Here is a 24,283-nt window from a genome sequence, read left to right as displayed (position 1 = left end):
TTATAAATAGGCTGGGTTAAGTGTCCATTTCATAGATTAGTGGTCTCGAATCTAGTAACTTCTTCCGCCCCGAGCATAACTTAATAGCATAGTAGAATTCATTATCCTATCTAATAAAGAGGATTATCGATAGGCCGGCAATCAGATTTCCAATTATTTACGGATGATGAAGGCTATTAATCTTCAAATGAAAGGTAGTGATAAAATAATGGGATTTATCTATGTATATTCTACTGGTCCAGTTGAGAACACAATTGGTGGCGGCGCCACCCCTGGCGCTTCTGAAACGGTGTATGCTAAAGCGCTAAACAACAGCAACTGCAAACGCGCCAGAGTCATCATTCGCCTGTATCGTCTGAACGGCCATAAAGAACTTGTTGAAACAAGAACATTAAGCCTTGCTCCTCTTTCTTCAGGTTTTGCCGTTCTTGATGTAGCCGAACTTGTACAATACGAAGTTCGTTTCGTAACGTTCAGCAAAAAAGTTCTTGTATCCGCTTGGGGCAAGGACGCTGAAGGCAACCTGGTCGCTGCTCAGCGCTTCACACAAGCTGAGCTGCATAAAATCGTTAAAAAAGCTCACAAAAAACACGGCAAGTAAGCAAAGAGACCCGGAACCTCCGATCCGGGTCTTCTTTCTATAGCAGCAGCCGGGCTAATTGTTCATAGCTAACCGCAGTATGGGTTGGGACATGCTCCATCGATTCCGGATTTGCTCCGCGGTGGTTGAACCAGATGACTGACCAGCCCGCTTCCAATGCGCCGATAACGTCATTACGCCAGGAATCACCAATATAGATGCTGTTCTCCGGCCTCGTTCTGGTCATTTCATTAACATGGGCAAACACTCTCGTATCCGGCTTGTCCCATCCAACCTTGCCAGATATGAACTGCCGCTCCGGCGGGATAAGATGATCCAGCTCCATAGCCCGAATTTTCTTCAGTTGATGATTCTCTGCGCCATTAGTCAGCAAACCTACTACATAACCGGCCTTCACCAGCCGTTCGATCAGCTCCTTGGCCCCTTCGAACATCGTAATGTTAAACTGACATCCGATATATGCAGCTTGCATGGCGGAGGCCTGCTCTTCGCTCAGCGTAATCCCAAATTCCGCAAGGGATAATTCGAATCTGCGGCGGCGCATCAGCTCCGTGCTTGCCCCGCTCTCCATGACGCCTGCTCCGCCCATCTCCAGTGACAATTTATCACTGTAATAACGCATCCGGTGATACGCCTCTTCATAAGGAAATCCTTCCCGCTCGCCCACAATCGCCGATACGGCTTGACGGAAAGGGGATAGATGATCGTATAACGTATCGTCTACATCAAAAAATACACCTTTTATCAAGTTACAACCGCTCCTCTCTTGCTATGCCTCTTATTGTAACATCGGAACTGCAAAAGACCCAGCCGCATGGGCTGGGTCTTCCTAACACTTACGATTCAGGTTCCCGATGTTCAGGATCGGAATCCGACGTTTCCTTGTCCTCTTCCTCTTCATCTTCCTCCGCAACCAACTCAGCTGCTGGCGATTTCGATCCCTTGACCGCAGCCGTGACGGACAGCTTCACCTCAGACGGCTCCGGACGGGCTCTGCCGTACAAATCCTTGTAGATCTGCTCGATCTCCTCACCCGTCAAATCGCCATACCGCAGCAGATCCTCGGCAATGCGATGAACAAAGTCCGCATGATCCTTGACCAGCTTCTTCACCTGCTGCATTTGATCCTTCAGCAGCTCATTAATCTGAGGACGGAGTGCCTTGAGCGCATCCAATCTCGATCCGGCTGCGAGGAAGCTGTACAGCTCATCGCCCATCCCGACCATGCCAAGATAAGCCCCCGCACTCTCCGTTGCCTGCCTGAGATCGGAGGTAACTCCGTTCAGCTTCTTCCCGAGAAACTCTTCCTCTACCGCACGGGCAGCAAGACAGACCTGGATATGGGCCAGAATCTCACTGTCACTCCGGTTATACCGCTCATGCATCGGCTTCGTAGCCGCAAGCCCAAGCGATCCACCCCGGCGGATAATGGTAACCTTCCATACCCGGTCATGAGGCTTAAGCAGAAACTGGGCGACCGCATGCCCTGCTTCATGATAAGCGACGTTCCGCTTCTCATCATCCTTCATCGAGCGAAGCGGCTGCTTGAGACCCCATTCATAGGTCTCCATCGCAGCACGGAAATCCTCATAGCCTGCTACCTGCGCACCCCGCTGATGCGCAATAACGACAGCTTCATTAACAATATGCTTAATCTGCGCCGGACTGTATCCGATCGTATCAAGCGCGGCTTTCTCTGGTGTAAGCGTCGGATCGCATTTCACCTTCTTGAGATAGTAGCCAAATACGTCTACACGTCCGTCATAATCCGGCGAATCCACCCATAGCTGACGGTCGAAGCGTCCCGGGCGCAGCAAGGCCTGATCGAGCACATCGGGCAGGTTCGTTGCGGCAATAGTAAGGACAGGCGGGCGTTCTGCCTTCTTCCGCAGCAAGCCGAGCTGCCGAAGAAATTTCTTGAACTTCGAGCTGTCGAGGTTCGGTGGGTCCATCTGCAGAAGCAGCTCGTTAAGGAGTCCTGTTCCGCCACCCATACCGAGCATCCCCATACCTCCGCCACCGCCGCCCTGCCGGCTCATGCCAATGGCATCCACTTCATCAATGAAAATAATGCACGCCCCATACATAGTGGCAAGCTTACGGGCCTTTTTGTAGATGCGCATAACCTTCATGTTGCCGACGCCAAAAAACATGTTCTGGAAGCTGGGAGCTGAAGCGTAAGCGAACGGTACCTGAGCCTCGTTGGCAATAACTTGCGCCAGATAAGATTTCCCCGTTCCTGGCGGTCCGCAGAGCAAGAGGCCTCGAATGGCTTCGCCGCCCATCTTCTTGAAATCCTTCACGCCTTTCAGCAGGCTGACAATCCGCTTGGCATTCTCCACAATTTCCGGGTTGCCCCGGTAATCATCCCAAGTGGCGCCGGTCTCCCCCGGCAAAATCCAGTATGTCCGCCCTCTCGCAAGAAACCAGAATAAGGCGACGAACTGGATAATCATGAAGAAAACGGCGTACAGCATACTGAGCACAAAGCCTGCAATGCTAAGCGTGACTCCCCAAACCGGCGGTCCTCCAGCCCAGATAAGCGAAACCAAGATGACGAGGACTACGAGCCTGAGGAGGAATCTACGCCACTTGATCCACTGATAACTCCTCATGGCTTCACTTCCTTTTACGGTATGCCTTATTCTATGAAATGGCATTCCGCGCCATGACTAACATTCTCATGAAGCATCAAGTGGAAGAAGATTAACATCCTCCGTCAGAAGGACGAACATCTATTAATATCCAAGCTCTTTCAAAATGCGGGACAACGTGCGCAGACGCTCACCGTTCAGCTCATCATCATCACTAAGTGCCTGGCTGAACAGCTTAATATCCTGATTAATTTTCTCATTATCCGTGCATACCTCTACCGTCATCGCGTCTCCCTGCAGGCCAATCCGGTCCAGCGTTGGATGGTTCGGATCGTATAGATTCTCATACCGATATGAGTCCTCACGGAAATGCTGCATCGAACGTGTGACAAGGATCGCAAGATCGAGAACGCGGTGAAGCGGCAGTTCTTCGGATTGGCGTGACCATTTCTCCCCCGTATAACGCCATACTTTGGCCGAGATTTCTACCTTTCCTCTATCATTCCACTGGGCAAGACCAAGGGACAGCCCCTTCGCATCGGTATTTTCGGCATACCTGCCATCAACCTTCTCGTAATTTTCGGATACGATAACTGGCTTATGTTTTAAAGTTGTAGGGATCTTCATCTCTATTCCTCCGTCTTTTGTTTTCATTTATGTTATTTACTAAATTACTAAATTAGTAGTTTGATTATACTGTACCTGTCTGACCATCGTCAAATTTATGTATGTCTAAAATAAAAAGAGCATTCACCTCAGCACCCGGTAGCCAGAGTTGCCGATTCGCGGGATCAGGACATAATGCCTGGACAGCTTATTCCATCGAGGAGCATACAAACCTCCTATTTAATGGAAGAAAAATGATGCAGATGGAATAAGACTTCTTTTTCAGCAAAAAAGGACAATCATGGGCGGGACTCTTCTAGTCTATTTAACCTAATTAATCATAGGTATCAGTATTTGCGTACATTGCGTACATTGCGTACAAAGGAGGCCAAGCTAAGATGTCTTTTGTGAATCGATTCTTTCTTAATCGGACAGGAGCCGCAACTTTTACAGGAAACACCTTGGGATTAAGCAGATCGGAGACGGTAGGTGCACCGGGTACAGTGGATAGTATCGGGGCTTTTGTAACGACCAATACAGGGTTCACCTTCGGTACTTATCCCGCAGGGACTACGGGAAACTTTACGCTGGACAGTTCATCGGCCATATTAACCCTGCCGCCAGGGGCAACCGTGCTCTATGCCGAGCTGATCTGGGGTGGAACGTATATTAACAACGGCGTGAACCTGAGTGCATTCATTAATAATGCCGTCAGCTTGACGACCCCTGCCGGAACCTTCAGCATCAGCCCTGATCCGGCTACAGCTCAAGAGGTTGCGCTTAGTGTGGGAACAAACGCCTATGTCCGTTCAGCGGATGTCACATCACTTGTATCCGCTGGCGGCGCAGGAACGTATACGACAGGCGGCGTGGTCGGAACGATTGTTATACCTGACCCCACCTCCAACCATGCGGGATGGACCTTGGCAGTCTTCTATCAGGATGCGACTCAGCCGCTGAGAAATCTCTCTTTACGAGTTGGAGCAACCGTCATTCAAGCTTCACAGGGACCGGTCGATACTGTCATTACCGGTTTTGCTACTCCATTTGCCGGGGCCCTTAATGGCAGAGCTTTGGTTGGGGCACAGGAAGGAGATGCGAACAAGTCTGGTGATCGAATGTTATTTGGACCTACTGCTGGCAGTTTAGTGGTCCTATCCGGGCCAAATAACTTTGCCAACAACTTCTTTGCTTCGCAAATCAATAAAAATGACGGTACGCTCGATACGAGTGGAACCTTCGGCACACGTAACCAGGTGAACGGTTCCCCAGGCTCCAATATTATAGGAGGGCGGCAAGGCTGGGATATTACGAATGTGACTGTGTCCTCTACCCTACTTAACGCCCAGACCTCCGGAGTATTCCGATTAACAACAAGCGGAGACGGTTATCTGGTTGACTCCGTCGGCCTGCAAATTGATATTCAGGAGCCACAGATTACAGTGGTTAAAACGGCTGATTCCACAGCTACGGTTATAGGCGATACTGTGGAGTACACCGTGGTCATCACCAATGTCGGAGCAGTCAATACGACCTCCGTTGTCATGTTTGATACAGCGATTAACAATACGGAGTTAGTTCCGGGAAGCGTAACGGTAAACGGAATGGTGGTCGATGAAGACCCTGTGCTTGGTGTGCCGCTTGGTACCCTCACGGCAGGGCAAATCGTTACCGTCAAGTTCAGGGTGCTGGTTGTCTCCTTGCCTACTCCGCCGATTCTGAGAGATCAGGCAACGGTTGCTTATACATTCCAAGCGACGCCGGATGCCCCTCCAATCTCAACGGTTGTTCCCTCCGAGATTGTGCAGATTCCTGTCTTCCTTCCCCTGCTTGTACTGGAAAAAGAAGCAAATCTGGCTGCTGCTTTAGTTGGCGATATTATTACGTACACCCTGACGATTACCAATGTCGGTAATATTCCGTTTGCCGGGGTTGTCACCGATCCAATTCCCGTCGGGACCAGCTTTGTAAGCGGAAGCGTATTTGTAGACGGCGTCAATCAGTCTGGTGATAATCCAAACCTCGGCATTGATATCGGCGTCCTTGCTCTTGTTCAAGTCGTTACTATTACGTATCAGCTTCTTGTGGATACCGTTCCGCCTAATAACATTATTCACAACTTGTTTGAGACAGCCTATGTTGTCACCCTGCCCAATGGGCGGATTATAAAAGGTGTGCAGCCTTCTAACCCTGTTGACATCCCCGTCTCCTCTCCAATGCTGACGACGGTCAAAACAGCTGATCTGCCAAGCGTTGTCGTAGGCGATATCCTTACGTATACGGTTACGGCAACCAACAATAACGCAACTCCTTTGACCAACGTTATTTTAACGGACAATATACCTGTCGGCAGTTCCTTTATCCCGGGAAGTGTAACGATTGATGGTATACCTTTTCCTAACGCTAGTCCGATAGCCGGTATTGCCGTTGCTGTTCTGCCTGCCAATACAAGCATCATCCAAACCTTCCAAGTGAGGGTTGATTCCCTGCCTAATCCGCCTGTGCTTGTCAATCAGGCCGTGGAAAACTTCACCTCAGGCACCTTTACAGGTACCTCCTACTCCAATGAAGTCACGGAACCGGTCGTGCAGCCTGGTATCACTTTAGTCAAGCGGGCTGGCGTCGCAGAAGCAAACGTGGGGGATATCGTCAATTACTCGGTTACCGTAACGAATACAGGCAATATTGAAATTGTGCCGATCCTATTTGATCCGCTTAACGCATACAGCTCCTTTGTAGCCGGGTCGGTATGGATTAACGGTATTTCGGTTCCGGCTGTCAGCCCAATCACAGGTATCCCTGTTGGACCTATTGCACCAGGTGAAGCTGTTGTTGTCTCCTATAACGTCATTCTAATAACCGTGCCTCCAACCCAATTTTATGTCAACCAAGCGAATGCGACGTTTACTTATACACCGCCGGGCCGAACACCACTCGCAAGAACGGGTACTTCCAATGTTGTTCTCATAGAAAATCCACTGTATACGCTTGATGTGGTGAAGTCGGCAGATGTCGCAACCGCTATTGTTGGTCAAATTATTTCCTATAGGATTGATGTCACGAATAACGGAGCTATTCCGGCCACCAATGTTATTGTGACAGACAGCGTTACTTCGGGGACGTCAGTAGTTCCAGGATCCATACAGGTAAACCGTGTCCCTGCTATCGGAGATCTTACGACTGGCATAAATATCGGTACGCTGGCTCCTGGTGCTACTTCAACCGTTACTTTTCAGTCCCAGGTCACATCCATTCCTGCACCTTTCCCAAGAATCGACGATGTCGCAACGGTCCGATTCGAGGAAGATGATATCGACGGCACTCCGGCAATATCCAAAACCGTGTCAATAAGGGTTACACAGCCGATCATTACAGCTAGGAAGAACGCACTTCAGTCTACCGCCTTTGTGGGAGAAACCATCAACTATACGATCGAACTGAAAAATGCAGGTTCCTATAATGCCCTGGCTACTTGGTTTGATACTTTGCCGCCGGGCTCCTCCTTCGTAGCAAACAGCTTGACTGTGAACGGGTTCTCCGTACCAGGAGCTGACCATTATAAAGGGCTGTTTCTCGGAACAATGATCGCTGGGATAACGAATATCGTGACTTTTATACTGAAGGTTGAGTCTTATCCGCCAACCGGCGTGCTTGTGAATCGAGGCGATATTTTATTGCAATTCGAACTGCCGAACGGTCAGCTCGTGGACCAAACCATACTTACAAATCCAGTTACCGTCACCGTGTTGAGGCCGCCAACTGTTACAAAGTCCGTCAATGTCAGTGAAGTGTTTGTTGGTGATTCGGTCATCTTCACGCTTATCGTTAATAATCCCGAATTTACGATGCTAAGTAATGCGGTGCTCCAGGATATCGTGCCTGCAGGTCTGTCGTTTATCCCGGGGAGTGTCACCATTGATGGTGTAAGCTCATCTGTCGCCAATCCAGCAACAGGCATTCCGCTTGGATCAATCGGAGGCTTCCAGACGATCCGCGTTACCTTTGCCGCTCAAGCCGTGTTTGAACCAGAGAATCCGCTGACGGTGAATAGAGCAAGTCTTGCCTTCAATTACGTCTCACCAAGCGGCGCGCTCATTCCAGGTACGGTCCAATCCGATCCGGTTACTGTTCTGATCTCCGATCACGAGGAATAACGTTCAAAGCAAAAGGACGAAGCAGCCCGCTTAAAGCTGCTTCGTCCTTTTTATTATTAATCATTTAAATTATTAAGTACGTTATCTTCTAACATAGCTGCCTTACTGCCATATTCCTTAATAATATGGTGCTCGCCCCAATTGCATAAGGAATCCAGAATCGGGCGAAGACTATCTCCATATGCCGTCAGTTCGTATTCCACTTTTGGTGGAACCTGATTATACACAATCCGATTCAGAATGCCGTCCTGCTCCAGCTCTCTTAATTGCTGCGTCAGCATCTTTTGTGTAATGGATGGCATCAGCCGTTTGAAATCACTGGTTCTCTTCTTCCCGTGCGTGAGATGGCACAGGATCACGCATTTCCATTTCCCTCCGATGACATCAAGTGTTGCTTCTACGGAGATGTTGTATTTTTTTGTTCCCATTGCTGTCCCTCCTGTTCAATAGGTACTTTTAAGTGCCTATATTACTTTTTGGTATCTATATCACAAAATAGTGCGTACTAGTCATATCGATGCATTGCCTCCATAATAGCACTTACCGGCCGGTCAATACAACAATATGAAAACGGAGAGTGCACATATGGTTACCGCACAGAGCCGCACAGCGTTGGCGCTTCTCGCGCTTGCCATCAGCTCATTTGCAATTGGAACAACGGAATTTATCAGTGTTGGACTATTGCCACTAATTTCGGAAGATCTGGACATATCCGTTACAACAGCGGGTTTATCCGTTACTTTATATGCAGTTGGCGTAACCGTAGGGGCTCCGCTGCTAACAGCCCTGACTTCGAGGGTGCCGCGCAAGACGCTGCTGATCGCCATTATGATCGTCTTCATCCTTGGCAATGGACTAGCTGCCAGCGCGCATAGCATTACGATGCTGCTCATTGCCCGCGTTATCTCTTCCTTCTCGCATGGCGTGTTTATGTCGATTGGCTCTACCATTGCCGCCGAGCTGGTCTCGGAGGATCGCCGGGCGAGCGCTATTGCGATGATGTTCTCCGGCCTAACGGTTGCTACCGTTACCGGGGTACCGCTTGGTACACTGCTTGGCCAGCATATGGGTTGGCGGACTGCTTTTATCGCTATTGCGGCAATTGGCGTAATCGCCTTAATTTCGAATATGCTGCTTGTCCCATCCAATTTGCGAAAAGGAAACCGGACGAAGCTAAGCGAGCCGTTCAAGGTGCTGAAGAATGGCAGGCTGCTGCTGGCTTTTTCCATAACTATGCTTGGATATGGCGGCACATTTGTTGTGTTTACTTATCTGTCACCGCTGCTCCATGATGTTACTGGGTTTAAAGAGAGTACCATTGCGGGTATTCTGGTCCTGTACGGTATTGCGATTGCCATTGGTAATCTGATCGGAGGCAAAGCGGCGAATCGCAAGCCCCTTACAGCGCTGCTCGTCATGTTTATTCTGCAGGCTGTTATCCTGCTCATTCTGACGTTTACTGCACCGTATGCCGCCGCTGCATTAGTAACGATTACACTGATGGGCTTACTAGCCTTCATGAATGTCCCTGGTCTTCAAATGTATGTCGTACTGCTCGCAGAACGGTATATGCCAAAATCCATTGATGTCGTCTCTGCCCTTAACATCTCGGCCTTCAACGCCGGTATCGCCATCGGAGCTTATATCGGAGGTATTATTACCGACGAGCTTGGCCTTATCCATACCCCTTGGATCGGCGCAATCATGGTGCTCGGAGCTGTGATTCTGACGGCCTGGAGCCGTACGCTGGAAAAGAAAGAAACAGAGGGTGAACAACAGCTTCAAGCTTCCGCTTCTTAATGAGGTGAAGTAAAACAATTATGCTTACGAAGCATGAATCATCACAAGTGGCATAAATACGGCCATTGGTGTGATAATTCATTTTAGGAGGATCTCTCATGACAACAGCACAACATTTAAACGATAAAGTAGTTCTTCACAACGGTGTAGCTATGCCTTGGCTTGGTCTTGGCGTATTTAAAGTAGAGGATGGCAGCGTAGTTGTTAACTCCGTTAAAGACGCGATTAAGAATAGATACCGAAGCATTGATACAGCTGCTATTTATGATAACGAAACAGGCGTAGGCCAAGGTATCAGCGAAGCTATGACCGAATATGGCGTGGCAAGGGAAGATTTGTTCATTACATCGAAGGTATGGAACGCTGATCTGGGCTACGAATCAACGCTGGCTGCTTTTGAGACAAGCCTGAACAAGCTGGGTCTTGAATATCTGGATCTGTATCTCATCCACTGGCCAGTTGTAGGTAAATACAAAGACGCATGGCGTGCACTTGAGACCCTCTACAAGCAAGGCCGCGTTAAAGCGATTGGCGTCAGCAACTTCCACGTTCATCACCTGCAGGATCTGATGAAGGACGCTGAGCTTGTACCGATGGTCGACCAAGTGGAATATCATCCGCTGCTGGCGCAAAATGACCTTCGTGCCTTCACACGTGAGAACAACATTCAGCTCGAAGCATGGTCTCCGCTGATGCAGGGTGGTTTGCTTGACCATCCGGTATTAACGGAAATCGCAAGCCGCCACGGCAAGTCCGTTGCGCAAGTGATTCTGCGCTGGGATCTTCAGAACGGTGTCGTAACAATTCCGAAATCGATTAAAGAAGCTCGCATTATCGAGAACGGCAACGTATTTGATTTCGAGCTGTCAGCTGACGAGATCGCTCAAATTGATGCCTTGAATGAAGACAAACGCGTTGGTCCGGATCCGGACAACTTTGATTTCTAATAGTTGAGAAGTAGGGATTATCCCCAAGGCCAATGGCTTTGGGGATAATCCCTTTTTTCATGCGCCAGCGTGAGTCCTCCGCACCTACTTCTCCTCTGCATACCTGCATTTTGTCTTATTCACCATTTGCTCGTTTTCTCCACTTCGCACCTCTCGCCAACTATGTCCCCTCCCTGCCAGATCGCTTTCCTCAACGTGCTAACGAATCGTAGGATGCTTATTTGCCTCATTAAGGCTGCTTCTGAAATCTAACGAATCACAGTATCGTTATTCGGCAAAATCGGGCAATATTGAGCGCTTTTTCACGGAATAGCGTGTCTACGGTTCGTTAGAATTCCACGAGGCTATATTTGAGCGAAATAAGCATACTAGGGTTCGTTAGAAATGAGGAACATTGCGATCTTGAAGTTATATGTGGCTAATGCTTGAACTCGCCGCTATTTGCTTGCTTTTTAATTTATCAATTGATAAGATCTATTCAACAACTTTAATTTATCAAACGATAAATTAACTACTAAAGTATTTTTGACAGAAGGGAATCCAGCTATGGCACGAAGAAAAAAACAACCGCTCGACGAAGCAACCCGCTCCTTGATTATCAAAACAGCACATGACCTATTCATGGAGCATGGCTACCGATCGGTAACGACCCGCCAGATCGCCGAAGCCTGCGGCTTAACACAGCCAGCGATGTACCATTATTTTGCGGACAAAGAAGCGCTTTATACCGAGGTATTGCGTACCGTTACGGAAGAAACGAAAGCAGCAATGAATGAAATCATTACCGGAGACGGGACCGTGCGGGATCGATTAATCAAGCTTGTTGCCTACATCCTGCAATACATGCCCGATGATCTAAGCCAGATGGAAAGAGATATCCGCAATGAGCTTCGTCCGGAAACGCAGCAGCTTATTACAAAGTGGTGGCAGGAAAGCTATCTGCTGCCGATTGCTGCCTTGTTTGAAGAAGGGCAAAAAAACGGCAGTCTCCGGGACAGCAAGAGTTTTGGACTCGACCCGATTCCATCTGCTTTCTTCCTGCTTAGCGTCATTCAACGCAAACCGGGAGGCAGCAACAATCCTGTTCCAAAAGGCAGCGTCAGTCCAGTTCCGGTAGAGGCATTGGCTGCAAAGACGGTCGATATTCTACTATTCGGGCTCGCATCAGAAGAAGGTAGACAAGAGAGAAACTAATTTATAGCTTATAGGGAGATGAGAAAAGATGAATGGATTAAAACGGATCGCTGACGGTGTCAGCGGCAAACGCGGACGATGGATTACGCTTGTATTATGGATCGTAATCGTTGGTCTTGCGAATGCTTTCCTGCCGTCATCAAGTGATCATAAGGACGATGCCGCTGCCAATCTGGAAAGCAGCGCCCCGTCTGTTCAAGCCGATGCCTTGAATGAGCATAACGGGATTCCGGCTATTATCGCTTGGCACCGGTCCACGGGCCTGTCCGATGAGGATATCACGCAGATTCAAGCTTTATCTAAGAAGCTAGCCGATGAACCGCTGCCTTATCAGACGGAGCTGCCACCTCTTCATGAGATGCCGCTGCCAGCTCTGAAGGCCATGCTGTCTGAAGATGGTACAACGATGCTTCAAACGGTTGTTTTTGATAAAAATGCTTCATCTGATGACTTAAAGATCAGCTTGGAGCAGCTTGAGGGTGACGCGAACACCCTGTTTACAACTAAACCTTTTGATACGAGCTTAGAAGATGAAGGACTTGTCGGCCGCATCACCGGACCTGCCGGGATTGGCGTAGATGCAACCTCTTTGTTCAAAGGCGCTGACGTATCCCTGTTGATCGCAACAACTTTACTTGTCCTGATCATTCTATTATTAATCTACCGTTCTCCTATTCTTGCTCTTATCCCTCTTGTAGCCGTGGGCTTCGCATATGGCTTGACCGGACCGATTCTCGGCTGGATGGCCGACGAGGGCTGGATATCCTATGATTCACAAGGCTTATCCATTATGACGGTGCTGCTCTTCGGCGCAGGAACAGATTACTGCCTCTTCCTCATCGCTCGTTTCCGCAGTGTTTTAACAATGGAATCTGATAAAAAGAAGGCATTGCTCAAAGCGCTCAGCGACTCCGGCGGCGCGATTACGATGAGTGGCTTAACGGTCGTGATGTCGCTGCTCGCCCTGCTGCTGGCGCAATACGGTGCGATTCACCGCTTCGCCGTGCCGTTCAGCTTGTCGATTCTCATTATGATGATCGCGAGCGTTACACTTGTACCGGCTTTGCTCGCTATTCTCGGCCGTGCCTCGTTCTTCCCGTTTGTACCTCGTACACCGGAAATGCAGGCTGCCCGTGCCGCTCAGAAAAACAAGCCGCTTCCTGCGGCCAAAACAAAATCCAGCTTTGGTATGCGCTTAGGCGACGCGATTGTGAAGCGGCCAAAAACGATCGCGATCACAACGCTAATCGTGCTCGGTATAACGGCAGCTTTTGCGACTCAAATCAAATTCACGTATGATACTCTGTCCACTTTCCCAGAAGATATGCCATCACGTGAAGGGTTTACGTTGATTGGTGATCATTTCTCGGAGGGCAGCCTGGCGAAGGTTCAAGTACTGGTGCAGGCAGACGGAAAGGAGCTGCCGTTTGACCAGAAGTTTGGGAAATTAGTGAATATCAGCGATGTATCTGAACCTGTTCAGAATACGCGTGATGCCAATATTGTGTCCTATAATGTTGAGCTTGCGATGAACCCATACTCTATTGAAGCGTTGGATATGATTCCGACGATACGTGCTGCTGCTGAACAGACCCTTGAGGAAGCAGGCATCTCGGATGCCTCCGATAAAGTATGGATAGCAGGCGCTACGGCTGAACAGTATGATACACGTCAGGTGACTGGCGATGATGCTTATCGAATTATTCCTGTTATTATCGGGATGATCGCTCTGCTCCTGCTCGTCTACCTTCGTTCATTTGTAGCAATGCTTTACTTGATGGGAACGGTGCTTCTCTCCTACTTCAGTGCACTTGGAATCGGTTGGCTCGTTCTGCATTATTTCTTTGGCGCAGATGCCATTCAAGGCCTCATTCCGCTGTATGCCTTCGTCTTCCTCGTCGCACTGGGTGAGGACTACAACATCTTTATGGTGTCGAGCATCTGGAAGAAGAGCAAGTCGATGCCGCTTAACCAAGCAATTACCGAAGGCGTTGCGCAGACAGGCGGCGTTATCACTTCAGCCGGACTTATTCTGGCAGGCACCTTCGCCGTCCTTGCCACTTTGCCAATTCAAGTACTCGTTCAATTTGGCACGGTAACCGCAATCGGCGTCCTGCTTGATACCTTTATCGTCCGCTCCTTCCTCGTACCGGCCTTGACGGTATGGATCGGCAAACGGGTATTCTGGCCATCGAAGCAAGGAAGAATTGGAGAGGTTACGGAAAAGAATTAACTCGGCTAGCTCATTTCATGCATTTCCGGCCAAATCCGGGCGGTTTCCAACTCCTTAACGATGTGAAGCATCGTTAAGACGTCTCTACAGCTGCTTTTTAGAGTGCTTAACGATACCGCGTATCGTTAAGCAGGCTCATTTCACGCTTTTCCGACCAGTTCCGGCCGATTTTCAGTTCCTTAACGATGCGCGGCATCGTTAAGCGACCAACTTCACAGCTATTCAGCTAGCTTAACGATGTGCAGCATCGTTAAGCTAGCAATAAGCCCAAGCAAAAATAAGCTGTCCCCAATCGCAACCTGGGGACAGCTTATTTTATATAATTAAGTCGTTCCAAAAGTAACGCCCAGCTCGATCAGCCAGCGGCGATAGGCGACTGACAAGGTATCCGCCTTATGATTCAGCTCCAGCTGAAGATCAAGCGGCAGCAGCTCCGGCTTTTGCGTCTCGATAATCCAAGCATCCTGATCAAACACCGTATCCTGGAACTTGATAAACTGTTCATCCGGTACATCAAAGCCATAGTTGCGGGAGACTGACATATAGACGGTACACTCCTTCTCCGCGACAGGCAGGACAGTCAGCAGAATCCATAAGGTTTGCCCGGTTGCCGCATCCCGCTTGGACAAGCGCGCCGCGAGTGGACGGAACACTTCCTTCACGTATACATAAGTCGTTCCTTCCGCCATATCAGAACCGGAATGCGCGATCGGCTGGAAAATTGGAACATCACTGGTGTAGACGCGGTCTTTCTCTTTGAACACTTTAAAGTCTGGCAGCTCCGCATAATCGGGGTGGCCGAGCAGACCGCCGTGAACAAACATAAGATGGGCGAAGTCTGTAAAATTCTCAATCACTCGTGTTCCGGCTGCATGCACGGTATAAGGACCACATGGAAGCGGACGGTAATCAGCATTTTCGAATTCTTCAAAGTAAGGCAGGTCGCTCGTCGGCTCACCAATGCACACCCATACGAGTCCGTATTTCTCGACCGCATGATATTTCGTTGCTCTTGCCCTTGGAGGAATCTTGTCTGTCTTCGCCTGCGCCGGTATACATACACATGCACCGCTGCCGTCGTATTTCCAGCCGTGGTAAGGGCAGACCAGCGTTTCCCTTTCCACTCTGCCCTTCGACAGCATTGCACCGCGGTGCACACACAGGTCGCGAAGCGCATGCACACTGCCGCTTGCGGCACGGAAGACGGCTACCCGCTCACCAAGCACAATGACCGATACCGGTGCTTCCTTCAAATCTTTTGCAATATAGACCGGGTGCCATTCGCTTTCCAGTACGGTATCCCTCACTGTTTCCGTTAGCATATCAGCCACTCTCCCCTGGTATTGGATTGGATCTGCCTGCCTCTGACTATTCGGTGCTAATAACCTTCTCGCCGGATTTGAGCAACTCCACAACAGCATTAATCTTGTCCTTGATCTCTTGCGACAATTTATCTTCAAAGCCATGGAACGGAGCCAGATAGATCGCACCATCCTTCACGCCAAGTAGCTGTGATTCAGCCTTCATCTGTTTGTTCTTAATCCGCTCCACAACAACCTTCATCGCTTCCGGGTAGTCCTGGATTACACTTGTTACAACCGTGTCGGGGCCGCTGCTGTTCTGGTCCTGATTGGAGCCAATGGCGTAAACGCCTTTTTGCTGAGCTGCTTCAATTCCACCTAGCCCTGCTTGGTTTGCGTTCGTCATCACGACATCGGCGCCTTTCTCAATAAATGAAATCGCTGTTTCCTTCGCCTTCGCTACATCATTGTCGCTGCCCAGCATCGTGGTCAGTACATTAATAGAAGGAATCATTTCCTTCGCGCCAAGCTCAAAGCCTGCTACCGAGTTCGTAATTGGAGGAATCTCGGAGCCGCCAATCGCTGCTACCGTACCCGACTTCGACATCAAAGCTGCAATCGAGCCCATCAGATAGCCTTGTTCCTTATTGTTCAAGCTGAGCGAGGTCAGGTTAGGTTCTTGTGTGATCGTCGCGCTGTTCACGAGGAACCAAGTATCCGTGTAATCCGGTGCAATCTCCTTCATCACATCGCCGTACTCGAAGCCATGCCCGATAATAACGTCATAGCCGTCATCCGCATAACCACGAATAAATTCCGCTGCATCTGAAGTTCCAACCTTTTCGGAGTAAGCCGTTTCTGCACCAAGCTCCTCTTTTATCTTCATTAATCCTGCATAAGCCGTAGCATTCCATCCATTGTCATTAATAGGTCCCGGAGTTAAGAGAGCGACCTTCAGCGGCTTCTCTCCACTGCTGCTTTCACTGCCGGCATTACTGCTGCCCGCCGAATTTTTGCCGCCACAGGCTGTCACCACTACCATCACCAAGCAAATACACAGTACCGCTAATGATTTCCCGAACCTTCTCACTCTCATCCTAACCCCTCCAATTGGAATGATTTCTACCCTACCTCTATATGGCAAAAGAAGAATCCGGCCGGACACCTGCCATCAGCATACCGATGCGATCCAGATCCGCATTATCCCTATCCATCGTGTCAAGCAGCTCGCCCTTGTATAACACCGCGACTCGGTCAGACAAAGCCATAATTTCCTCCAGCTCCGTGGAGATGAGCAATATGGAGCAGCCCTGTTCCAGCGCCTCAAGGATCCGCTTATGCACATACTCCGCAGCCCCAACATCCATCCCGCGTGTAGGCTGCATGGCCACCAATACTTTGGGATTGAGCATCAGCTCGCGGGCAAGGATTACCTTCTGCTGATTGCCTCCCGACAGCCTTCCAACCGGAACAGAAGCCCCCGCTGTCTTAATGGAAAAGCTTCGGATCTGCTCCTCCGCGTTCTCCCGCATCTTCTTTCGGCTGATGATGCCGCCTTTACTGAACCGAGATTTACGATATTCCTTGGCAATCAGATTCTCCTCAATACTCATCTGCAGCATAAGTCCTTCCTTATGCCGGTCCTCAGGTATGTAGGCTACTCCCCGCTCCGTCATACTCCGCGGATACTGGCGCTGCAGCTCCTCCCCGTCCAGCACAATCGTGCCGGAGTCTTTGGCCCTCAGTCCAAACAACACTTCACTTAGCTCCCTCTGCCCGTTGCCATCAACACCAGCGATACCCAGAATCTCACCCTGCCGGATGCAAAATGAGATATTGTGCAGCACCGAAACACCATTCTCACGCGCATGAACACCTTCTACCTGTAGACGAACCGGTCCATCCAGGCTGGCAGCCCCACGCACCGGCGCCGCTACATCACGGCCAACCATCATCCGGGCTAGATCAGAGGTGAGCGTCCCCTCAAGGCTCTGCGTTCCGATCAGCTTACCAAGCCGAAGCACCGTCACTCTATCACAGATCTCCTGCACTTCCTGCAGCTTGTGGCTGATGAAGATGACCGTCTTTCCCTGCCCCTTCAACGTCCGAAGTACCTTGAACAAATCCTTCACCTCAGGAGGAGTCAGCACCGCTGTTGGTTCATCCAAAATAATAAACTCCGCTCCCCGAAACAGGGTCTTTATAATCTCGACCCGCTGCTGTTGCCCGACGGATAACTCACTTACCCGAAGCTCCGGGTTAACATTAAGTCCAAACCGGTCTGATAAGCTGCGAATCTCCGCACATGCCTGCTTGAACCGGAAGAAAGGACTGCGGCCTCGCTTCATGCCTAGCAGTACATTCTCTGCTACCGTTAAGGCAGGAATCAGCATAAAATGCTGATGCACCATCCCAATACCTGCGTTTACCGCCTGCCTTGGGGAGGTGAACTTTACCGGATGGCCTTTGAAAAGAATCTCTCCTTCATCCGGTGCAAGCATGCCCGAAAGCATATTCATGAGCGTGCTCTTGCCCGCTCCGTTCTCACCTAATATCGCGTGGATTTCTCCTTTTTGAATCGATAGATTTAATTGATCATTGGCAACAAAAGCACCAAATCGCTTAACCAGGTTTCGCGTTTCCAGAATAAGCTCCATCTTTTCACTCCTAACTGCTGCGGTCAGCGAGGCTTTTATAGGAAGCGGCGGTAGCCGCCGGCTGCTTGCTCTTGCCAGAGAACCAGGCGAGGGCAACCATCGTGAGTACATAAGGGAACATCAGCATGAACTGGTACGGAATTTTAATGCCAAACGTCTGAAAACGAAGCTGCAGCGCGTCCGCCCCGCCAAACAAGAGGGAGGCTCCCATCGTGCCAAGTGGCGTCCATTTACCGAAGATTACTGCAGACAGTGCAATAAATCCTCGTCCAGCCACCATATTTTCCGTGAACTGATTCAGAATACCAAGCGACAAGGAGCAGCCTGCAAGACCGGCCAGCATGCCTCCGATAACACAGCACATATACCTCGTACGATGGACACGAACACCAAGCGTATCAGCCGCCAGAGGATTCTCACCAACCGCCCTTACCTGCAGCCCCCAATTCGTTTTGTAGAAAATAAACGTCACAACCGGGATCAACAGATAAGAAGCATAGGACAGCACATTCTGGTCAAACAAGGCTTCACCAATATAGGGGATGTCCTTAAGCAGTGGAATCGGCAGGCTGGGAATGCCATTCACCTGCACCGCCTCTTGACCAAGTCCCAAAAGGCTTCTCCCGAATACGGTCGTGATGCCAAGGCCAAACAAGTTAAGTGCCGTTCCAATAACGACCTGATCTGCCCCTGTCGTAATGACAAGAAAACCAAACAACAGCCCAACGAGGCCGGTTATCACAATCGCAAGCAGCACTCCTGCACCTGCACTGCCCAGATAATAAGCACCAACCACGCCCGTTAATGCCCCGATGAGCACCATTCCTTCCATCCCGATATTCAGAATGCCGCTCCGTGACATGAACAGGATGCCGATTGCCGCAAGCAGCAGTGGAACAGATAAGCGAATGGCCGAAGCCAAATAACTGACGATGACCTCCTCGCTCATTTAGCTCCCCTCCCCATCATTTAGACTAAGTGTGACCTTAGACGGCGACGCCGCTTTCCGCTCTTTACCTCCAAGCCTCTCTAACAAGGAAGCAATAAGCCTTCTCTTCAGTCCGCCGAACCAATAGCGGTTACAGACAACAAGCACAATAATGGTTGCCTGAATGACATAGACGAGTGAAGTCGATGTGCCGGTCAGTCTCTGCATCGCATTCGCCCCGCTTCTTAGACCTCCGAACAACAAGGCCGAGCCAATATTGCCAAGCGGATGAGCTCCACCTACAAGTGCCACTGCAATACCGTCGTAGCCAAACCCCGGCGAGAAATTCTGGAACAGCCGGTTCTGCACACCTGCAATTTCTACATAACCCCCTACGCCGGCAATAGCACCACTTAACATCATCACAAGCAGCACATTACGGTTCACCGGAATACCCATCACCTTCGTCGCTTGTTTATTGAAGCCAACCGACCGGATCTCATAGCCCCATACCGTCCGGTTCAAGATGAAATACAAGACAAAAGCAAGAAAAACGGCGATCACAAATCCATAATGCAGACGGGAATCAAACAGCTTTGCAAGCAGCGCCGAATCTGGCAGTCTCGCAGTCTGAGGCAGCGTTCCGGAAGGGTCCTGCATCGGACCCGTCACCATGTAGCTGACAAGGTAGATACCCATATAGTTCAGCATGATCGTATTAATAATCTCGCTGGCTCCTCGGAAGATCTTGAGCGCCCCTGCGATGCCCGACCAGATCGCGCCGCCAACCGCCCCTGCTGCGATACAAAGCGGCAGATGAGCATAAGCCGGCAAACCCGGAATATAGAGAGCAGCCATCGTACCCGTAAGGGCACCGATGTAAATTTGACCTTCTGCCCCGATATTGAATAACCCGCAGCGATAAGCAAAGGTGTAACATAAGCCGGCGAATAAGAGTGGTGTCGCTTTGATCAGCGTTTCCCTGACGCTGTTCGCATCGCCGATGGCACCATCCCAGATGAGCCGGTAGGCTTCAAGCGGTGATACGCCTGCTGCCGCCATGACCAGTCCTCCAGCAAGCAGCGCGACAATAACCGCACCGGCATAGAAGCCAATCTCAACAACCGCTTTGATCCACTTCTCCATCGATTCATTACTGCCTCTTGCTTCCTTCATGTATGACCAGCCTCCGCCCTCTTTATTGAACGATGCCAAATACGGGAAACGCTGCGCTCAGCTTTCGCCTTAACGAGTCTACTCTTGCCTGCGCCCTGCGAATAATCTCCTCTTCATCTACCAGAACGCATTTCCCGCGATGAACAACCAGCTCGCCGTTCACGAATACGGAGTCCACGTCATTGCCATTGGCGTTATACACAATCGCCGAGCTAACGCGGTGGATTGGTGCAATATGCGCTTTCTGCAATTCGATAATTACAATATCTGCCTTCTTGCCTGGTTCGAGGCTTCCCAGATCTTGCTCCCTCCCGACTGCCTTGGCCCCATTACGAGTAGCCATCTCAAGCACCTGCATCGGCGGCAGCAAAGTTGAATCCAGCTGATCCACCTTGTGCAGACAAGCTGTAAACTTGAGCACCTCCAAATTATCCTGGCAGTTGTTGCTTCCCGGACCGTCAGTACCAAGTGCGACATTAATGCCTCTATCCAGCATCTCGGGAACACGCGCCACCCCGGAAGCCAGATACATATTGGAGACTGGGCAATGAATAACTGTTGCATCATGCTTCTGAAGAAGATCCAGCTCTGCGTCATTCAGCCAGATGCCATGCACGACCTGCGTATGCCGGCCAAGCATGCCAACCGCTTCAACCAGTTCAAGATTACGAAGGCCAAAACGTTCCATTGTATTGTCAATCTGATCCTTCGTTTCCGCGACATGAATGTGGGTGATGAGTCCATTCCGCTCGCTGTATTTGGCCGCCTGCTTCAAGAACTCTTCCGAGCAGCCATACAAATTAAGGGGACCCATTGCAATCGCGATCCGGCCATCAGCGGCTCCTTGCCAGTGATCCAGAAGCTTATCCGTGTTATTGAAAATATCCTCTATAGACTCTCTGAGACGAGGCTCATAGCTAAGATCAACGCCACCTCTTGCCATATGCCCCCGAATACCCGACTCCTCCATCGCTCTGAGAACACCATGATCATTGCCGGAGTGAGTGTGAACGTAATGATGATCCATGATATAAGTCGCACCGGATTTCAAATTCTCGATACAGCCAATCATCGCAGCGAGATAGAAATCCTCTTCCTCCATTGCGAGGGACGCCGGCCATATGATCTGCCGCAGCCACTGCGAGAGAGGCAAGTCATCAGATACTCCTCGAATAAAAGTCTGAAACAAATGAGTGTGTCCGTTCACAAGACCAGGAATGATCGCTTTACCCGCTGCATCAATGACGCAATCAACCTGCCTTAGCAGCGCATCTTTCGAGCCGTCTGACGGCCACTCTCCAACCTCTTGAATGTGGTCCCCCTCCAGAAGAACATAACCATTCGGGATCACCTGCATCTCATCATTCATCGTCATGACAGTACCGTTACGAATCAGTTGTCTTTTCATGCCCATCACACCCTCATGTAAGTTGAATGACTTGGTATTCGAAGTATTCGTAACCATTTTGGTGCTTATCGGTTTCGATTTCGATTTTTATGTAATGTTTTATGACATTAGTATAAGAGAGGCTCTAGGGAGCGTCAACCATATCGTAACCTGATTTGGGCTTTTTTGGCCTAATTGATAATCGTCTATAGACCATTATGGTTACTAGTGTTATATTAAGTGACATAAAATCCATCAAAATCGAAACCAATACTTAACATGTAACTAGCACAAAGTTCCGTAACGTGAAATTTCGCAAAAATAGACCGTTGAAGGAGAGATCCTATGCATTTGCCTCATATGGACGAGACGGATCAGGAGATTATTCGACTGCTGCACGACAATGGACGGATGTCCTATGCCAAGATCGGCGAGCATCTGAATTTATCGAGGGTGGCTATTCAGAAGCGTGTGGACGGGATGGTCGATAACGGCATTATCGAGAATTTCACCGTACGACTGAACACTACCCGGCTAGGCAAAACGATCTCCGCGTTCTTCGAGGTTGAGGTAGAGCCGCGATTCGTTGAGCAGGCCGGCGCTCTGCTATCCGATGAGCCTGAGGTGATCAGCATCTACCAGATGACCGGACCCAGCTCCCTGCATATGCATGCCCTGCTGAAGGATGAGCAATCACTGGAGCATTTCTTATTCAAGAAGATTTATGTGCTGGAGGGCATCGTCAACGTCAACACGCATATGGTCATCAAACGGTTCAAGCAAGGCACTGGGTTAGAGCTATAACAGGCATAAAAAAAGCCTTAGCCCCGGAAATCCGGAGGCTAAGGCTTTTTGTTATTTTTTCAAATGGTAAGGCACGGTTGTAATCACGACATCCTTGCGGTAAAGAAGCTGGGTACGGAGCATTAAGCTCGTTTGGTTATGCAAAATGTTCTGCCAGCCCTTCTTCGGAATAAACTGCGGAATAATGACCGTTACCTGGTAATGGTTCTCGCTGGCCTTGCGCTGCACCGTATCAATAAACTTGAAGAGTGGACTCGTTATCGAACGATAGGGCGAATGCAGCGTCACCAGTCTGACGTCCGGCTGGAATTTCTTCCACTTCTCCTCGAAGATCGTCTCATCCTCTTTCTCGAACGGGACGTATACAGCAATAATCTGCTCTGCCTTCAAGGACTTCGCATATAGAATGGAGTGCTCCACGACATGCGTTATACCAGCCACCGGTAATATCATAACATTGCCTTCAATGGGGACTACAGGCTCGCAGGTCGCCAGTCGCAGCTGTTCGCCAACAGCCTCGTAATGCTTCTTAATCCGGTGGAAGACGAAGATAATCAATGGCAGGAAAATCAGAATCGACCATACCTGCTCGAACTTGGTCAAGAAGAACATCATCGATACGATAAAGCTAATCAGTGCACCAATCGAGTTAATAATAAACTTGGGAACCCAGCCTTTTGGCCGCTGACGGATCCATTTCACCAACATACCCGTCTGCGACAAGGTGAACGGTACGAATACACCAACCGCATACAGTGGAATCAAGTGCTCCGTCTTTCCTTGGAAAGCTATAATCAGAATGATAGACAAGATACCAAGGCTGATAATACCGTTCGAATAACCAAGACGGTCACCGCGGACCGTAAACATTCGCGGAATGAACTTATCCTTCGCGAGGTTAACCGCAAGCAGCGGGAACGCCGAGTAGCCGGTATTCGCTGCCAGAATCAAGATCAAGGCCGTTGTGCCTTGGATAAAATAATACATAACGCCGCGTCCAAATATACTCTCTGCAATTTGCGAGGTAACCGTCACATCTTCCCTTGGTGCAACACCGTAGTAGTAAGCAAGGAAGACGATGCCAGCGAACAGAACTGACAGCAGCGCGCCCATGGCCAGCAAGGTTTTCGCAGCGTTGTTTGGCGCTGGATCCTTGAAGTTAGGAATCGCATTCGAGATCGCTTCCACCCCAGTCAAGGCCGAGCTGCCCGAAGCAAAGGCCCGAAGCAGCAGGAACAAGCTGATGCCCGCTACCGGTGTGCCAAGGGATGTATGCAGCTCAGGTGATACATCACCTGAAGCGATTTTATATACACCGACGCCAATCATAATGAAAATCGCCAGTACGAATAAATAAACAGGATATGCGAGGATCGATGCCGATTCGGTCACGCCCCGCAGGTTCAATATGGTGATACAAAGGACGAAAAATACGGCGATCAACACGGTATGGGTATGCAGGCTTGGAAATGCTGAAGTAATCGCATCCGTACCCGCCGATACACTTACTGCTACCGTCAGAATATAATCGACCAGCAAGGAGCCGCCCGATATCAGCCCTGGGAATACCCCGAGATTTTCCTTCGACACCACATAGGCTCCGCCGCCATGCGGATAAGCAAATATAATTTGCCGGTAAGACAAAATAAGTGCCGTTAATAAGACAAGCACCCCGATACCAATCGGAATGGAATACCAAAACGCCGCAGCGCTCACGGTCATCAAGACTAACAAAATTTGCTCAGGACCGTAAGCAACGGACGATAAAGCATCCGAAGACAGGATCGCAAGCGCTTTTGTCTTAATGAGTTTCTGTTCCCCTAATTCCGTGGACTTTAAGGGACGCCCGATCAGTAATCTTTTGATAAGAGTAAACACACAGGTCACCGCCAACAATGAAG

General features: G+C 49.7%; 18 protein-coding genes. 7 read left to right on the top strand and 11 right to left on the bottom strand.

All coding sequences use genetic code 11. The features are described 5' to 3' along the window. Nucleotides 1–187: 187 nt before the first annotated feature. Nucleotides 188–601 (top strand): hypothetical protein, encoded by a 414-nt coding sequence (locus AB4Y93_RS13830; RefSeq protein ID WP_441892827.1) that lies wholly within the window; start codon nt 188–190, stop codon nt 599–601. 37 nt (nt 602–638) lie between these two features. Here AB4Y93_RS13830 and AB4Y93_RS13825 read toward each other — a convergent pair whose 3' ends face one another. From AB4Y93_RS13825 to AB4Y93_RS13815, 3 genes are all read right to left on the bottom strand, one after another. Then, nucleotides 639–1,349, bottom strand: a complete 711-nt coding sequence (locus AB4Y93_RS13825; protein WP_441892825.1) for an HAD family hydrolase — start codon at nt 1,347–1,349, stop codon at nt 639–641. Nucleotides 1,350–1,437: 88 nt separating this feature from the next. After that, a complete protein-coding gene (locus AB4Y93_RS13820; RefSeq protein WP_441892823.1) occupies nt 1,438–3,216 on the bottom strand; it encodes an AAA family ATPase in 1,779 nt (592 codons plus the stop codon). A 123-nt stretch (nt 3,217–3,339) separates the two neighbouring features. Beyond that, complete coding sequence (locus AB4Y93_RS13815; RefSeq protein ID WP_441892821.1) at nt 3,340–3,822, bottom strand: DUF6530 family protein; 483 nt, start codon at nt 3,820–3,822, stop codon at nt 3,340–3,342. Nucleotides 3,823–4,199: 377 nt separating this feature from the next. Between AB4Y93_RS13815 and AB4Y93_RS13810 the strand changes: the two genes are divergently transcribed. Beyond that, entirely contained in the window at nt 4,200–7,955 is a 3,756-nt protein-coding gene (locus tag AB4Y93_RS13810) for a DUF7507 domain-containing protein (RefSeq protein ID WP_441892819.1), read from the top strand. Between the two features lie 56 nt (nt 7,956–8,011). On the opposite strand, the gene AB4Y93_RS13805 is transcribed toward AB4Y93_RS13810, so the two are convergent. Continuing rightward, nucleotides 8,012–8,383: a winged helix-turn-helix transcriptional regulator gene (locus AB4Y93_RS13805; RefSeq protein ID WP_441892817.1), complete on the bottom strand. Its 372-nt coding sequence runs from the start codon at nt 8,381–8,383 to the stop codon at nt 8,012–8,014. Nucleotides 8,384–8,540: 157 nt separating this feature from the next. Here AB4Y93_RS13805 and AB4Y93_RS13800 point away from each other — a divergent pair, with 157 nt between their 5' ends. The 4 genes from AB4Y93_RS13800 to AB4Y93_RS13785 all read left to right on the top strand — a co-directional run bounded on the left by AB4Y93_RS13800 (nt 8,541) and on the right by AB4Y93_RS13785 (nt 14,129). Continuing rightward, nucleotides 8,541–9,755 carry an MFS transporter gene (locus AB4Y93_RS13800; protein WP_441892815.1) on the top strand — a complete coding sequence of 405 codons (1,215 nt, stop codon included), beginning with the start codon at nt 8,541–8,543 and terminating at the stop codon, nt 9,753–9,755. 98 nt (nt 9,756–9,853) lie between these two features. Further along, nucleotides 9,854–10,702 (top strand): aldo/keto reductase, encoded by an 849-nt coding sequence (locus tag AB4Y93_RS13795; protein ID WP_441892813.1) that lies wholly within the window; start codon nt 9,854–9,856, stop codon nt 10,700–10,702. Between the two features lie 546 nt (nt 10,703–11,248). After that, nucleotides 11,249–11,896 carry a TetR/AcrR family transcriptional regulator gene (locus AB4Y93_RS13790; RefSeq protein WP_441892811.1) on the top strand — a complete coding sequence of 216 codons (648 nt, stop codon included), beginning with the start codon at nt 11,249–11,251 and terminating at the stop codon, nt 11,894–11,896. A 28-nt stretch (nt 11,897–11,924) separates the two neighbouring features. Then, nucleotides 11,925–14,129: an MMPL family transporter gene (locus tag AB4Y93_RS13785; RefSeq protein ID WP_441892809.1), complete on the top strand. Its 2,205-nt coding sequence runs from the start codon at nt 11,925–11,927 to the stop codon at nt 14,127–14,129. Nucleotides 14,130–14,452: 323 nt separating this feature from the next. On the opposite strand, the gene AB4Y93_RS13780 is transcribed toward AB4Y93_RS13785, so the two are convergent. From AB4Y93_RS13780 to AB4Y93_RS13755, 6 genes are read right to left on the bottom strand one after another with little or no spacing between them, the layout of a single operon-like run. Next, nucleotides 14,453–15,451 (bottom strand): Rieske 2Fe-2S domain-containing protein, encoded by a 999-nt coding sequence (locus AB4Y93_RS13780; RefSeq protein ID WP_441892807.1) that lies wholly within the window; start codon nt 15,449–15,451, stop codon nt 14,453–14,455. A 46-nt stretch (nt 15,452–15,497) separates the two neighbouring features. Next, nucleotides 15,498–16,526 carry a BMP family protein gene (locus tag AB4Y93_RS13775; protein ID WP_441892805.1) on the bottom strand — a complete coding sequence of 343 codons (1,029 nt, stop codon included), beginning with the start codon at nt 16,524–16,526 and terminating at the stop codon, nt 15,498–15,500. 37 nt (nt 16,527–16,563) lie between these two features. Further along, a complete protein-coding gene (locus AB4Y93_RS13770) occupies nt 16,564–18,087 on the bottom strand; it encodes an ABC transporter ATP-binding protein (protein ID WP_441892803.1) in 1,524 nt (507 codons plus the stop codon). 10 nt (nt 18,088–18,097) lie between these two features. After that, nucleotides 18,098–19,036, bottom strand: coding sequence for an ABC transporter permease (locus tag AB4Y93_RS13765; RefSeq protein ID WP_441892801.1), 939 nt, complete (start codon nt 19,034–19,036; stop codon nt 18,098–18,100). Continuing rightward, nucleotides 19,037–20,191 carry an ABC transporter permease gene (locus tag AB4Y93_RS13760; RefSeq protein ID WP_441892799.1) on the bottom strand — a complete coding sequence of 385 codons (1,155 nt, stop codon included), beginning with the start codon at nt 20,189–20,191 and terminating at the stop codon, nt 19,037–19,039. It lies immediately after the preceding gene. 22 nt (nt 20,192–20,213) lie between these two features. Then, nucleotides 20,214–21,599, bottom strand: coding sequence for an amidohydrolase family protein (locus AB4Y93_RS13755; RefSeq protein ID WP_441892797.1), 1,386 nt, complete (start codon nt 21,597–21,599; stop codon nt 20,214–20,216). A gap of 324 nt (nt 21,600–21,923) precedes the next feature. On the opposite strand from AB4Y93_RS13755, the gene AB4Y93_RS13750 reads away from it, so the two are divergent. Then, nucleotides 21,924–22,382: an Lrp/AsnC family transcriptional regulator gene (locus AB4Y93_RS13750; RefSeq protein ID WP_441892795.1), complete on the top strand. Its 459-nt coding sequence runs from the start codon at nt 21,924–21,926 to the stop codon at nt 22,380–22,382. A 51-nt stretch (nt 22,383–22,433) separates the two neighbouring features. Here AB4Y93_RS13750 and AB4Y93_RS13745 read toward each other — a convergent pair whose 3' ends face one another. Beyond that, entirely contained in the window at nt 22,434–24,260 is a 1,827-nt protein-coding gene (locus tag AB4Y93_RS13745; RefSeq protein ID WP_441892793.1) for an APC family permease, read from the bottom strand. Nucleotides 24,261–24,283 lie beyond the last annotated feature (23 nt).

The organism is Paenibacillus sp. YAF4_2 (assembly GCF_052113225.1).
Taxonomy (GTDB): Bacteria; Bacillota; Bacilli; order Paenibacillales; family Paenibacillaceae; genus Pristimantibacillus.
Note: the sequence above shows the minus strand (reverse complement) of the source record. Positions and strands in the feature narration are given on the sequence as shown.